12 protein-coding genes are annotated in these 13018 nt (G+C 70.9%); 5 read left to right on the top strand and 7 right to left on the bottom strand.

Features of this window, described 5'->3' with window-relative positions:
• Nucleotides 1-5: 5 nt before the first annotated feature.
• Both ylqF and K0H49_RS10390 read right to left on the bottom strand, forming a co-directional pair.
• Nucleotides 6-962, bottom strand: coding sequence for a ribosome biogenesis GTPase YlqF (ylqF, locus tag K0H49_RS10395; protein ID WP_219211784.1), 957 nt, complete (start codon nucleotides 960-962; stop codon nucleotides 6-8).
• Nucleotides 963-1053: 91 nt separating this feature from the next.
• On the bottom strand, nucleotides 1054-1467 hold the full coding sequence (locus tag K0H49_RS10390) for a PaaI family thioesterase (protein ID WP_219211783.1): 414 nt from the start codon (nucleotides 1465-1467) through the stop codon (nucleotides 1054-1056).
• 208 nt (nucleotides 1468-1675) lie between these two features.
• Here K0H49_RS10390 and K0H49_RS10385 point away from each other — a divergent pair, with 208 nt between their 5' ends.
• Complete coding sequence (locus tag K0H49_RS10385; RefSeq protein ID WP_219211782.1) at nucleotides 1676-2104, top strand: CBS domain-containing protein; 429 nt, start codon at nucleotides 1676-1678, stop codon at nucleotides 2102-2104.
• A gap of 56 nt (nucleotides 2105-2160) precedes the next feature.
• Here K0H49_RS10385 and K0H49_RS10380 read toward each other — a convergent pair whose 3' ends face one another.
• Nucleotides 2161-3024: a D-amino acid aminotransferase gene (locus K0H49_RS10380; RefSeq protein WP_219211781.1), complete on the bottom strand. Its 864-nt coding sequence runs from the start codon at nucleotides 3022-3024 to the stop codon at nucleotides 2161-2163.
• A 169-nt stretch (nucleotides 3025-3193) separates the two neighbouring features.
• Between K0H49_RS10380 and K0H49_RS10375 the strand changes: the two genes are divergently transcribed.
• Nucleotides 3194-5404, top strand: a complete 2211-nt coding sequence (locus K0H49_RS10375) for a hypothetical protein (protein WP_219211780.1) — start codon at nucleotides 3194-3196, stop codon at nucleotides 5402-5404.
• A 10-nt stretch (nucleotides 5405-5414) separates the two neighbouring features.
• On the opposite strand, the gene K0H49_RS10370 is transcribed toward K0H49_RS10375, so the two are convergent.
• The 4 genes from K0H49_RS10370 to K0H49_RS10355 form a co-directional block, all read right to left on the bottom strand.
• Nucleotides 5415-6332, bottom strand: a complete 918-nt coding sequence (locus tag K0H49_RS10370; protein ID WP_219211779.1) for an SDR family NAD(P)-dependent oxidoreductase — start codon at nucleotides 6330-6332, stop codon at nucleotides 5415-5417.
• A 96-nt stretch (nucleotides 6333-6428) separates the two neighbouring features.
• Nucleotides 6429-6797: a response regulator gene (locus tag K0H49_RS10365; RefSeq protein ID WP_219211778.1), complete on the bottom strand. Its 369-nt coding sequence runs from the start codon at nucleotides 6795-6797 to the stop codon at nucleotides 6429-6431.
• 150 nt (nucleotides 6798-6947) lie between these two features.
• A complete protein-coding gene (gshA, locus tag K0H49_RS10360; RefSeq protein WP_257624651.1) occupies nucleotides 6948-8504 on the bottom strand; it encodes a glutamate--cysteine ligase in 1557 nt (518 codons plus the stop codon).
• Nucleotides 8505-8623: 119 nt separating this feature from the next.
• Nucleotides 8624-9295: an alpha/beta hydrolase gene (locus K0H49_RS10355; RefSeq protein WP_219211774.1), complete on the bottom strand. Its 672-nt coding sequence runs from the start codon at nucleotides 9293-9295 to the stop codon at nucleotides 8624-8626.
• 90 nt (nucleotides 9296-9385) lie between these two features.
• On the opposite strand from K0H49_RS10355, the gene K0H49_RS10350 reads away from it, so the two are divergent.
• From K0H49_RS10350 to K0H49_RS10340, 3 genes are all read left to right on the top strand, one after another.
• Nucleotides 9386-9730, top strand: coding sequence for a hypothetical protein (locus K0H49_RS10350; RefSeq protein WP_219211772.1), 345 nt, complete (start codon nucleotides 9386-9388; stop codon nucleotides 9728-9730).
• Nucleotides 9731-9986: 256 nt separating this feature from the next.
• Nucleotides 9987-11300, top strand: a complete 1314-nt coding sequence (locus K0H49_RS10345) for a collagen-like triple helix repeat-containing protein (protein ID WP_219211770.1) — start codon at nucleotides 9987-9989, stop codon at nucleotides 11298-11300.
• A gap of 32 nt (nucleotides 11301-11332) precedes the next feature.
• On the top strand, nucleotides 11333-13015 hold the full coding sequence (locus K0H49_RS10340; protein WP_219211769.1) for a ShlB/FhaC/HecB family hemolysin secretion/activation protein: 1683 nt from the start codon (nucleotides 11333-11335) through the stop codon (nucleotides 13013-13015).
• The last annotated feature ends 3 nt before the right edge of the window (nucleotides 13016-13018 follow it).

Genomic DNA, 13018 nt, shown 5'->3' with positions numbered 1-13018 from the left:
CGGGCTCAGTCGGCGCTGGGGGCTGCGGGCGGGCGCCCGCCCTTGCCGGCCCCGCGCGCGGCCTTCTTGGCCTGGCGGTCGGCGTCGAGCTGCTGGCCCTCGGCCAGCCAGACCGCGAACTCCTCGGGCGTTTCCAGCGTGATCCGGCCCAGGCTGCCGTCGCGGAAGGCGTGCATCACGATCTCGGCCGCCTTCTGCAGGTTGACCCGCCCCTTGCCCAGCAGCGCGCCGCGCTTGCGGCCGATGGCCTCGAGCAGGTCTTCGTCGGACAGCGCCGCCACCGCGGCGGCATCAAGATCGAGCTTGAAGCGCGCCGCCACCGTGCCTGCATAGCGGCGCTTGACGTAGTCGAGCAGCTCCAGCGCCACCTCCTCCTCGTCGAAGGCATTGCGCCCGACCGCGCCGCTGGCCGCCAGGTTGTAGCCGCTCTTGGCCACGATGATGCGCGGCCACAGCATGCCGGGCGTGTCCCAGAGGTAGAAGTCGTCGGCCAGCGTGATGCGCTGCTCGAGCTTGGTGATGCCGGCCTCGTCGCCGGTCTTGGCCTTGCGGCCGCCGGCCAGCGTGTTGATCAGCGTGGACTTGCCCACGTTCGGGATGCCGCAGATCAGCACCCGCATCGGCTTGGCCATGCCGCCGCGGTTGGGCGACAGCGCATGGCAGGCCTCGACCAGCGCGCGCGCCGGCGTGGCCTGGCTGGCGTCCAGGCCGATGGCACGGGTCTCGGGCAGCGCGTTGTAGTGCGCCAGCCAGAGCGCGGTGCGCTCCGGGTCGGCCAGATCCTGCTTGTTGAGCACCTTGAGCCCCGGCTTGTGGCCGGTGAGCTCGGCGAGCATCGGGTTCGCACTCGAGGCCGGCAGCCGGGCGTCGAGCAACTCGATCACCACGTCGATGTCCTTGATGCGTTCGCCGATGGCCTTGCGGGTCAGGTGCATGTGGCCGGGAAACCACTGAATGGCCATGGCGCGCTTTTCCTTGTGTCTGCTGATGTGCGGGAGGGCCCGCATTGTCCGCGAAGACGCGGGCGCCCTTTCGAAGTGCCCCTTCCGACCGTCAGCGCGCGGGGGCCTCGAGCGGCACCAGGATCGTGTTGCCGGTGGCCACCAGCCGGAGTTCGCCATCCTCGCCCTGCCCGAAAAGCTCGGCCGTGGTGAAGACCTGGCGCCGCCCGGCCTTGACCACCCGTGCGCGCACCACGAAGCGCCGGCCCACGCCGGGCGCGATGCAGTTGACCGAGAAATGCGAGGCCGTGACCTGCCCCGCCACCGTGGCGGCGGCAAAGCCGCAGGCCGTGTCGAGCAGCGCGCCGATCAGGCCCGCGTGCAGGAAGCCCGCGTACTGCCCCATGTCCTCGGCGCGCCAGTCCATCTGCAATTCGGCTTCGCCGGCCTCGGCGCGGACCACCTCGAAGCCGGCCCAGCGGTTGAAGGTGGCGGTGGAACTCAGGGCCTGGAGGGTGTCGCGCATGGTGTCTTTCGGGGGTGTCCGGGCACTGTACGAAGGGGTGCGCCCGGCGCGCGTCGCACCGGTGACGCGGACACGGCGCACAGTTGCATGCGCGACAGCGGCCACGACAAGGCGCGACCGGCTGGTCAACTGCCTCGGTGCGCCCCTATGATGGAATGCAGCACGAGCCCACGACGTTTTTCGTCCCACCTTGTCTTTCGGAGTGACCATGAAACCTGTTTCTTCCTTGCTCCAGCGCCGCGCCGACGGCCTCTACCACACCGAGCCCGACGCCACCGTCTTCGATGCCCTCCATGTGCTGGCCAGGCACGAGGTCGGCGCGCTGGTCGTGCTGCAGGGCGACAAGCTGGTCGGCGTGTTCTCCGAACGCGACTACACCCGCAAGGTCGCGCTGCTCGGCAAGAGCTCCAAGGAAGTGCGCGTGGCCGAGATCATGACGGCCAACGTGTTCACCGTGACCCCGCAGACGCCCACCCATGACTGCATGGCGCTGATGAGCCAGAAGCGCATCCGCCACCTGCCGGTGGTCGACGGCGAGAAGGTGATCGGCATGCTGTCGATCCGCGACCTGATGGACGACATCATCGCGGACCACGAGCAGACCATCGAGCAGCTCACGAGCTACATCCAGAGCTGAGGCGCCGGGCGCGGTGCCTGCTGGCGGACCGGCCGCCATTCGAGGCTGCGCTGCGCCTAGATCGACTGCGCCGCCTTGGCCCGCTGATACGCCGCATGCAGGCGCGCGAACACCGGCCCCGGTGCGCCGCTGCCGATCGGGCGGCCATCCAGCGTGCTGACCGGCAGCACCTCCTTGCTGGCCGAACTCAGCAGCAGTTCGTCGGCCTCGCGCACCTCGGCCTCGGAGATCGGCCGCAGGTCGAACACGATGCCTTCGGCCTCGCAGAGTTCGCGGATCAGCTCGTAGCGGATGCCCTCGAGCACATGCACGCTCTTGGGCGCGCCGTGCACCACGCCGTCCTTCACCACCCACACATTGGACGACGAGGCCTCGGTCAGCAGGCCGTCGCGCAGCAGGACCGTCTCGACGGCCTCCGCGTCCACCGAGATCTGCCGCGCCAGCACGTTGCCCAGCAGCGAGGTGCTCTTGATGTCGGCGCGCTCCCAACGGAAGTCGCGCGCCGTGACGCAGGCCACGCCGGCCTTGAGCACGGCGGCGCTCGGCGCCTTCATCGCGCTGGACATCATGAACACCGTGGGCACGATGCCCGGCGGCATCGCATGGTCGCGTGGCGCCACGCCGCGCGTGACCTGGATGTAGACCATCTGGTCCTCGGCCGCATGCGCCGCGATCAGGTGGCGGCAGCGCGCCAGCCATTCATCGGTCGTCAGCGGCTGCGGAATGCGCACGCTCGCCAGGCTGCGTTCGAGGCGCGCCATGTGCTGCGCGAAACGGAACAGCTTGCGGCCGTAGACCGGCACCACCTCGTAGATGCCGTCGCCGAAGATGAAGCCGCGGTCGAGCACGGAAACTTTCGCCTCGGCGACGGGCGAGTACTCGCCGTTGAGATAGCACAGGGTGTCGGGAAGAGCGGACATGCGAAGCGGACAAAAAGGGATGAGAAGGTCGCAGCCATTGTCGCCTTTGCACCCGCGGGCTGCCAGAGCGCCGCGCACCCCGACGCGGCCCTCTCGCCTACGCGCGCGGCCGCTGCAGAAAGCGACACTCGGCACTTCCCTGCACCGAAGAAAGAAAGCGTTCCGATCGATGGTTCCTGACGAAGCACACACTTGGCAGTTCTTCCGCGCCGGCGGCGTGGACCAGGTCCTGATCCGCAACGGCACCGACATCGCGCGCATCGGCCAGCTCGACCAGAAGCTCTGGGTGGCGCTGGCCTGCCCCGCCAGCGGCATCGAGATCGATCCGCGCACGCTGGCCCTGATCGACACCGATGGCGACGGCCGCATCCGCCCGCCCGAACTGATCGCCGCCTGCGAATGGGCCTGCAGGCACCTCCAGGACCCCGACGTGCTGATGCAGGGCGGCGACACGCTCGCGCTCGACGCCATCGCGGATGTCGAGGGCGAGGCGGTGCCGCTGGCCGAGGAGGCGCGGCGCATCCTGCAGTTGCGCGGCAAGGAAGGCGCCGACCGGCTCTCGCTGGCCGACGTGACCGACCGCAGCGAACTGCTGGCCGCGATGCGCTTCAACGGCGATGGCGTGGTGCCGCCCGAGAGCACCGACGACGAGGCGCTGCAGACCCTTCTGCGCCGCATCATGAAGACCCACGGGGCCGCGCGCGACCGCAAGGGCCTGGACGGCGTGGACCGCAAAAGGGCCGAGACCTTCTTCGCCGAGGCCAAGGCGCTGCACGACTGGCAGACAGGCCAGGGAACCGAAGGCACGACCGACGGCACCGCGATGCTCGCCGCCGCACAGGCCGTGGGCGCGGTGCGCGAGAAGGTCGACGATTTCTTCGCGCGCTGCCGCGTCGCGGCCTACGATCCGCGCGCGGTGCCGGCCCTCAACCCTTCGATCGAGGACTACGAGGCGCTGGCGGCCCAGGCCGATCTGCGCATGCAGTCGGACGGCATCGCGCGCCTGCCGCTGGCACCGATCGCGGCCGGCCGCACGCTGCCGCTGCTGCGCGGCGTGAACCCGGCCTGGGCCGAGGCGCTGCGCACGCTGCAGCGCGACGCGCTGCCGCTGCTGCCGGATGCCGACGGCGCCCACCTGCCCGATCGGCAGGAACTCGGCGAGGCCGACTGGCGCACGCTGCAGGACCGGCTCGCGTCCTGCCAGCGCTGGCTCGCGGCGCGACCCGCCACACAGCTCGGAGCGCTGAGCGCCGCCGAACTGGTCGACAGCCTGGCGCTGCAGGGCCCGCTGATGCAGCTGATCGAAGACGACGAGCGCGTCGAGCCGCACAACGTGCGCATCGGCGAACTGGAGAAGCTGCTGCGCTTCCAGCGCGACCTGCTCACGCTGGTCAACAACTTCGTGGCCTTCAAGGACTTCTACCGCCGCGAAGGCGCGATCTTCCAGGCCGGGCGGCTCTATCTCGACGGCCGCAGCTGCGACCTCAGCGTGGCCGTGGCCGACGCGGCCAAGCATGCGCCGCTGGCCGGCCTGGCCAAGGCCTGCCTGGCCTACTGCGTGTGCACGCGCAAGGGCGAGAAGATGACGGTGGTGTCGGCTTTCACGGCCGGCGACACCGACTTCCTGTTCGTCGGTCGCAACGGCGTGTTCTACGACCGCCAGGGGCGCGACTGGGACGCGACCATCACCAAGGTGATCGAGAACCCGACCAGCGTGGCGCAGGCCTTCTTCTCGCCCTACAAGAAATTCCTGCGCATGATCGAGGAACAGGTGGCCAAGCGTGCGGCCGCCAGCGACACGGTGGCCCAGGGCTCGCTGGGTTCGCTGGCCTCGACGCTGACCACCGCCGACAAGTCCCTCGCGGCGGGCGCCAAGCCGGCCGAGCCGATCAAGCTGCCGGGTCGCGTCGATGTGGGCACTGTGGCGGCCATCGGCGTGGCATTGGGCAGCATCAGCGCGGTGCTGGTGGCGGTGTTCAGCAAGTTCGTCGACCTGGGCCAGTGGATCCCGATCGCGGTGCTCGGCTTGGTGCTCGCGATCTCGGGGCCCAGCATGCTGATCGCCTGGCTCAAGCTGCGCCAGCGCAGCCTGGGCCCGATCCTGGATGCCAGCGGCTGGGCCATCAACGGCCGCATGCACGTCAACGTGCGACTGGGCGGCTCGCTGTCGCAGACCGCGCATCTGCCGGCGCATGCGCACCGCGTGCTGCGCGATCCCTATGCCGAACGGCACCGGCTGACCGGCACGGTGGCCGTCGTGGTCACGCTCTGCGCGCTGCTGGTGCTGGCCTGGCGCATGGACTGGCTCGACGGCGAACTGCCGCCGGCCCTGCAACGCAACCCGAGCGCGGTGTCGGCGCCCGCGGCACCGGGCGCCTGAGGGCGCGCGATCAGCGGGCCGCGGCCCGCGTCGCCTTCTCGATCTCCAGCGTGCCCTGCGCGGCACCGCTCTGCGGCACCTGCTCGCCTTCGCGTGCCGTCACCTCGGCCAGCCGCGCCGCGAGCTGCTCGGGCGCATCGGCGCCCGGCGCGACGAACACGCCCTGCGTGAGCGTGATGTGGGCCGCCTCGAAGCCGCCCGCGCCCGCGCACAGCACGGTGCGATTGGGCGCATCCTGCGCGGCCAGCACCAGCATCGCGGGCACCACGGCCTCGGGCTGCAGCGCGTCGAGCACGGCCTGCGGCATCAGGTCCTCGGTCATGCGCGTGGCCGCGGTCGGGGCCAGGCAGTTGACGCGGATGTCGCTCTTGGCGCCTTCGATGCTCAGGGTCTGCATCAGGCCGACCAGCGCCATCTTGGCCGCGCCGTAGTTGCTCTGGCCGAAGTTGCCGTAGAGGCCGGAAGACGAAGTCGTCATCACGATGCGGCCGTACTTCTGTGCCGTCATGTGCGGCCAGACCGCCTTGGTGCAGTGGACCGCGCCCATCAGGTGCACGTCGACCACCAGCTTGAAATCGGCCAGCTCCATCTTGGCGAAACTCTTGTCGCGCAGGATGCCGGCGTTGTTGACCAGCACGTCGACCCGGCCCCAGGCGTCGATCGCCTGCTGCACCATGGCCTGCACCGCTTCGTAGTCGGTGACCGAGGCGCCATTGGCCAGGGCTTCGCCGCCCGCGGCCACGATCTCGTCGACCACGGCCTGCGCCGCGCTCACCGAGCCGCCCGAGCCGTCGCGTGCGCCGCCCAGGTCGTTGACCAGCACCTTGGCGCCACGCGCCGCCAGTGCCAACGCGTGCTGGCGCCCCAGACCGCCGCCTGCGCCGGTGACGATGGCGACGCGGCCCTTGAAATCGATCGAGCTGTTCATCTCTTTGGGTGTTCCATGAATTCGGACCCGAGGTTGTACCTCAAGCCCGCACCCATGGGCAGCACGCACGGGACAGCGACGCGCCCGACGCTCGCTTCAGCGCTCCATCCGGCAGTAGGCGAGCAGCTGGTCGATCTCCGCGGACTTGTCGAAGAAGGCGTCGGCGCCGAGCCGGCGCGAGCGCTCGCGCATGTCGGTGGTGGCGTAGTTGCTCAGCACCACCACTTTCTGATGGTCCGCGCGGTCACGGCACGCATCGACCACACCGAAGCCGTTGCCCTCGAGCAGGAACAGATCGACGATTGCGATGTCCCAGTCGTCGCGGTGGCTGTGCAGCCAGGTGACGGCCTCGTTCTCGGTGGAGGCGTGGGCCACCACGGTGGTGTCGGCGGCATCCTCCAGGAAGTCCGTGAGGTTTTCGCGGATCACCGGGTTGTCTTCGACCAGGTAGGTCTTGGAGTGCATGAGAAGAGGGGTCACGGGTCGTGCGGCTCAGAAGAATCTCTGAGTTCCATGATCGCTCTCCCCCCCGGGCCCGGGCGGTGGGCCATGCAGTCCAATGACGGTAGGCCTATGCCTACGGCCTGCCCCTGCCGGGCCCCAAACGACAGCGGCTCAGGCCGTCGCGGCGCTGCGGGCTCGCTCGCTCAGGCCCAGCCGGGCCGGCGACACGTACTGCTGGCGATAGACCTCGAAGGGCATGGTGTCGGCCGCCTCGATGTCCTTCTGCGCGCCGATCGAGTCGGCGCTCTCCCGTGCAAAACGCGCCTGGTCCTCGGGCGCGAAGGGCAGCGTGAGCAGGGCTTGGCGCGTGGCCTCGGACTGCGCCCGCACGAAGGAGGTGAACGAGTTGCCATGCTCGGCCGCCATCGCCGCGAGCACGCGCGCCGAGGGCAGGCTGTGGGTGTCGCGCAGGCCGTTGAGCGCGGCATGCACCGCCTCGGCATAGGCCGAGCCGCCGTGCGCCGCGTCGAGCGCCGCGGCGATGGGCGCGCACTGCGCCACCAGCTCGGCGCCCCATTCGGTCAGCGCCACTTCCTGGCCGCCGCGCAGCAGCTGCAGGCCGGGCTCGCGGCCGCGGGCCGCCGTGAGCTGCTGGTTGTGCGCGAGCTCGGCGATCTCCTGGGGCGTGTCGTCGGGGCTGTCGGACAGCAGGCAGTGCATCAGGAACACGTCGAGGAAGCGGATGGTCTGGGCCGTGATGCCGACCGGCACGAAGGGGTCGAGGTCCATCAGCCGCACTTCGACGTACTCGACGCCGCGCTCGCGCAGCGCATGCAGCGGGCGCTCGCCCGGGTAGATCACGCGCTTGGGCCGGATCGTGCCGTAGAACTCGTTCTCGATCTGCAGCAGCGTGGTGCCCAGCTGGTTGTAGTCGCCGCCGGGGTTCTGGATGCCGATGGCCTCGTAGGCCGGCCAGGGGCGCGTGAGCGCGTCCTGCAGCGAGGCGCCGTAGCCTTCGAGGCTGTTGTAGCTCACCTGCAGCGAGGCCTGCGCCTCGCTCTGGTAGCCGAGCCGGCCCATGCGCAGCGAGGTGCCGAAGGGCATGTGCATGCTGCCGTCGCCCAGCGGCCTGAGTTCGTGCGGCCGGTTGGCCACGAAGGTCGAACACAGCGCGGGCGAGGCGCCGAACAGGTACAGCAGCAGGAAGGCGTGGCGGCGGAAGTTGCGGATCAGGCCGAAGTACTGCTCGCTCGACACCTCGGGCAGCGACCAGTTGTAGTGGATGCCCGAGATGGTCTGCATGCGCCGGCCGTATCGGTGGCTCAGGCCCATGCGGTAGACGCTCTTGGCACGCCCGACGTTCGAGCTGCCGTAGCGCCCGATCGGGATGGTCTCGTCGGTCGGCAGGCCGCAGGGCATGCTCGAGACCCACATGCGTTCGTCGCCGAGCTCGTTGAGCACCCGGTAGGTGAACTGATGCACCTGCGTGAGCTCCTCCAGCGCGGCCTCGACGCCGGCGTGCACGCCGGTGATGAGCTCGAGCTGCGATTCGCTGAAATCGGTGGTGATGTGCGGATGCGTGAGCGCCGACCCCAACGCGGAGGGGTGCGGCGTGAGCGCCAGCTGTCCATCCGCGCGCGCGCGCAGGCTTTCCTTCTCGATGCCGCGCCGCATGCCCTTGAGCCGCGCGGGCGAGAGCGCGTCCAGTCGCTCCTGCAATTTGCTCATGTTCTTATCACTCATCCGTCTTTGGTGGGGCTGGAAGGTAGCACTTCTCGGTACAGGCTGCTCGCACGGGGAATCCGCCGGGCATTCGGCCGTCGTCCCCCACGCTGCCGGAAATTTTGCTAGGCCTGCGGGCCGAGCACGCGCAGCAGGAAGGTGTTGAGGTCGGCGATCTCCTCCATGCAGACCGAATGGGCCATCGGATAGTCATGCCATTCCACCGCGTAACCCAGGTCCTTGAGCGCCTCGCGCGTCTCGGCGGCCCGCGGCAGCACCACCACGCCGTCCTGCGTGCCGTGCGCCAGGAACACCGGCGTGTGCTGGTTGGCCGGCGCGCGCTCGGCGGCCAGCGTCGAGGCCAGCGGCAGGTAGCCCGAGAGGCCGACGATGCCGGCCAGGCGCTCGCCGTGGCGCAGGCCGACCATGAGCGCCATCGCGCAGCCCTGCGAGAAGCCGGCCAGCACGATCCGGCTGGCGGGAATGCCGCGCGCCTTCTCGTGGGCGATCAGCGCCTCGATGCTGTCGCGCGAGCGGCGCAGGCCGGGCTCGTCCTCGCGGCGCACCAGGTCAGGCTGGAAAATGTCGTACCAGGCCGGCATCGGATAGCCGCCGTTGACCGTCACCGGCATCACCGGCGCATTGGGGAACACGAAGCGCACCGGGCCCACGGCCGACAGGTCGAGCTCGCGCGCGATCGGCACGAAGTCGTTGCCGTCGGCGCCCAGCCCGTGCATCACGATGACGGTGGCGGTGGGTTCGGGGGCGGTTTCGATTTCGATGGGCGCGAGCGACATGACGGGGTTCGGAATGAGTGACAGGCCGACACGATAGCGCACGCAAGCGGCCTACCCTGTGCGCAAGCCCCACGATCCAGAAAGCCACCCATGTCCGATGCCCCCTCTTCCCTGCCCCCGGTGGCCGACGCCGCCCCCTTCGTCAAGGCCAAGTTTGGCGGCCTGCTGATGGTCTGCAGCGATTGCCAGCGACGCAGCAGCGGCCCGACGCGCCACACGGCCAAGGAACTGCGCAGCGAACTCCGGAAAGCCGTGGGCCACACGCCGGTACGCTGGCGCGTGATCGAGTGCAGTTGCCTGGGCCTGTGCCCGAAGAAGGCGACCGCCGTGGCCGCCTGCGCCAACGGTTCGCCGATGCTGCTGGCCGCGGTGCGCAAGCGGCGCGACGTCGACGCGGTGGCGCAGCGATTGCGCGACGACGCCGCGGCGGGCTGAAACGCAGGCAGGCCGTCCCAGGCCTGTAGTCCCTTGGTTCTAACGGCCAGCGACTGCCCCGCGCGGTGTGCGTTCCTTCACATAAAAAGCCGTCTACAAAAAGACACAAGTTGCTCCTGAATGTCACAGCGGGCCGACTCCAGCGCACAGTGAAGCCTGTGTGTCGAACCCCCCGTTGTGGGCCCCGGCACACGTCGAGGCGCCTTCGCCGCACATCCGCGGCAGGCCGGTTTCACGTCCACTTCAGGAGTCACACATGACTGTTTCTTTCCAACCGCGATTTCAATCGCTCGTGGGCGTTGCGGCGGTGGCCGCGGCGCTGGCCCTGCTCGGCGGCTGCTCTTCCAGCGGTCGCATGGGTTTCGATGCCGGCGGCGCCTCCGGCTCCGCCCAGCCCGGCGGGGTCGGCAGCGGCTCCGGCGGCGGTGACAGCGCCAACGCAGGCGGCGGCGGTGCCGGTGGGGGTAACGGCGGCGGCGGCGGCAACAATGGCGGCGGGGGGGGCGGCAACGGCGGCGGCACCGTCGCTTCCTCGGCCACCGGCCAGGTGCTCGGCGGCGTCGGCCAGACCGTGACCGGCGCGGGCACCGTGGTCTCGGGCCTGGGCCAGACCACGCCGGCCGCCGGTGTGCTGGCCAATGCCGGCAACACGGTCGGCAGCGCCGGCACCGCGGTCAGCGGCGGCCTGGGCCAGCTGGGCACCGGCAAGGACGCGCTGGGCAACACCCTGGGCGGCCTGCCGCTGGTGGTGGACAACACCGGCAAGACGGTGTCGAGCGCTGGCGAACTGGTCAGCAGCATCGGCAAGACCACCCCGCTGCAGCCGGTGACGAACGCGGCCGGCGGCCTGGTCGACAAGGTCGGTGACGGCGTCAGCGGCCTCGCCGTGCCGCTGGCCGGCGTGACCAACAACGGCACGGTGCGCAAGGTCACCGGCGGCGCGACGCAGGCGGTCGACCGCATCGACGACAAGCTGATCACGCTGACCCAGAAGGTCGGCGACGGCACCGGCCTCGGCCAACCCGTGGCCGGCCTGGCCAACCAGGTGGGCATGGGCGTGCAGCAGGCCGGCGCCAACACCCCGCTGGCGGCGGTCACGCAGCCGCTGGGCGGCACGGTGGGCTCGGTCGGTGGCCTGGTGACCGCGGGCAACGGTGGCACCGGCACCGGCCTGGGCGGCATCGGTGGCCTGACCGCGGGTGTGGGCCTGGGCGGCGGCGTGGCGTTGGCCAGCAACGGCCAGGGCACCGGCATCTCGGCCGGCGCCGGCGTGGGCGCCGGGCTGGCGGTGGGCACCACGGTGTTGAGCCCGACGCTCAACGCCGTCGCCCCGCTCACCACCCCGGTGCTGCAGGCGGCAGCGCCCCTGACGACGCCGGTGCTGCAGGCCACGGCGCCCTTGACCGCACCCGTGCTGGCGGCGGTCGCGCCCCTGACCGGCGCGGTCACGGCCCCGCTGACCGGCGGCAGCACGACGCCTTCTGCCGGCAGCACCGTCGGCGGCGTGGTCCAGAACGTCGCGGGCGGCGTGCTCGGCGTCGTCGGCGGCCTGGGCCAGAAGAAGAACTGAGGCCGATGCGGATGCGCCCTCACGCTGTCGGAATGAGCGCCATGGCCGGCATGGCCCTTGCGCTGGCCGGTGCGGCGCCGCTGCTGCATGCGCAGACGCCCTCGGCCGGCAACCCGCTGAGCCAGCTGCCGGCGCCGGCGCCCATCCCGCAGCCGGCGGCCGTCGCGCCGCAGGTCGAGCTGCGCGCGCCGGCCGGGCCGAGCGGCAGCGCGCTCGACCGGGCGCTCACGCCCACGCGCTTCGACATCGAGGGCGTCGACGCGCTGGCCTTCGCCGACGTGGCGCGCCGCTTCACCCCGCTGGTGGGCCGCCCGACGACGGTGGGCCAGCTGGTCGCCATCGCGGGCGAACTCAGCACCCTCTACAAGGACAGCGGCCTGCCGCTGTCCTTCGTCTACGTGCCCGACCAGCGCTTCGAGGGCGGCGTGGTGCGCATCGTGGCGGTCGAGGGCTACATCGCCAGCGTGCGCATCGAGGGCGATGCCGGCCCGGCCACGCCCAAGCTGCGCGCCATGGCCGAGCGCCTGACCCAGGAGCGGCCGCTGCGCATCGCGACCTTCGAGCGCGTCACGCAGTTGCTGGCCCGCCTGCCGGGGCTGCGCGTGAGTGCCGAGGCCTCGATGCCCGGCAGCACCGACGGCGCCACCGCGCTGGTGCTCAAGGTGCGACGCGAGCCCTACAACGTCTCGGTGGGCGCCGACCTGCGCCAGCCGACCTCGCGCGCCGTGTTGAGCGGCGTGTGGAACGATCCGCTGCTGCCGGGCAGCCAGATCAATGCCTCGACCCTGCTGGGCGACCTGCGGCGCGAGAAGCTGCTCACGCTGGGCTACAGCCAGCTGGTGGGCACCGACGGCCTGACGCTCAAGGCCCAGGCCACCGCCTACAACGGCTACCCCGACAAGCGGGCGCAGGAGGGCGCGCCGCTCGAACGCTACAACACCAACCGCCGCGTCGAGCTGTCGGCCAGCTATCCGCTGATGCTCGACGCGCGCAGCAGCCTCACGCTCAACGGCGGCTTCTACGGCGTCGACAACACCGACGACTACCGCGTGAGCGCCACCGGCGCCACGCTGGTCGACCGGACCCGTGTGCGCGCCCTGTTCGCCCAGCTGGCCTACGCCGACGCGCAGCCCGATCGCAGCCGCAGCGCCAGCCTGCTGCTGGCCCGCGGCATCGACGGCCTGGGCGCCTCGACCGAACTGCGCAGCAACGTACCCGGCCTGTCGGGCCCCGGCAGCAGCCAGCTCGACTTCACGCGGCTCACGCTCGATGCGAGCCAGCGCGACCGCTTCGCCAACCGCTGGGGCACGGCCTTCGGCCTGGGCGCCCAGTACAGCCCGGATTCGCTGGCGGCCTCGGAGCGCATCGCCTACGGCGGCGCACGCTTCGGCCGCGGCTATGCGGCGGGCGACGGCGCGGGCGATTCGGGCTGGGGGCTGTCGGCCGAGCTCAACCGTGCCTTCCCGCTCGACATGGTCTGGCTGCGGCAAGTCGAGCCCTACCTGCTGCTCGAGGCCGCGCACGTGTCGACGAAGCTCGGGCAGCCCGTGCCCCGGAGCCTGCGCTCGGTGGCGCTCGGCGTGCGGCTGACCGATGCGAAGCACTACAACCTCGACCTCGCGGTGGCCAAGCCGACCGGCGACCCGGCCGTGGACAACCCCGAGCGCAAGCTGCGCCTGAGCGTGCAGCTGAGCTACCAGCTCGCGACGCCCTGAGGC

This window comes from Variovorax boronicumulans, from assembly GCF_019352895.1.
GTDB lineage: Bacteria > Pseudomonadota > Gammaproteobacteria > Burkholderiales > Burkholderiaceae_C > Variovorax > Variovorax boronicumulans_A.
This window is presented reverse-complemented; position numbering and strand designations above follow the sequence as displayed.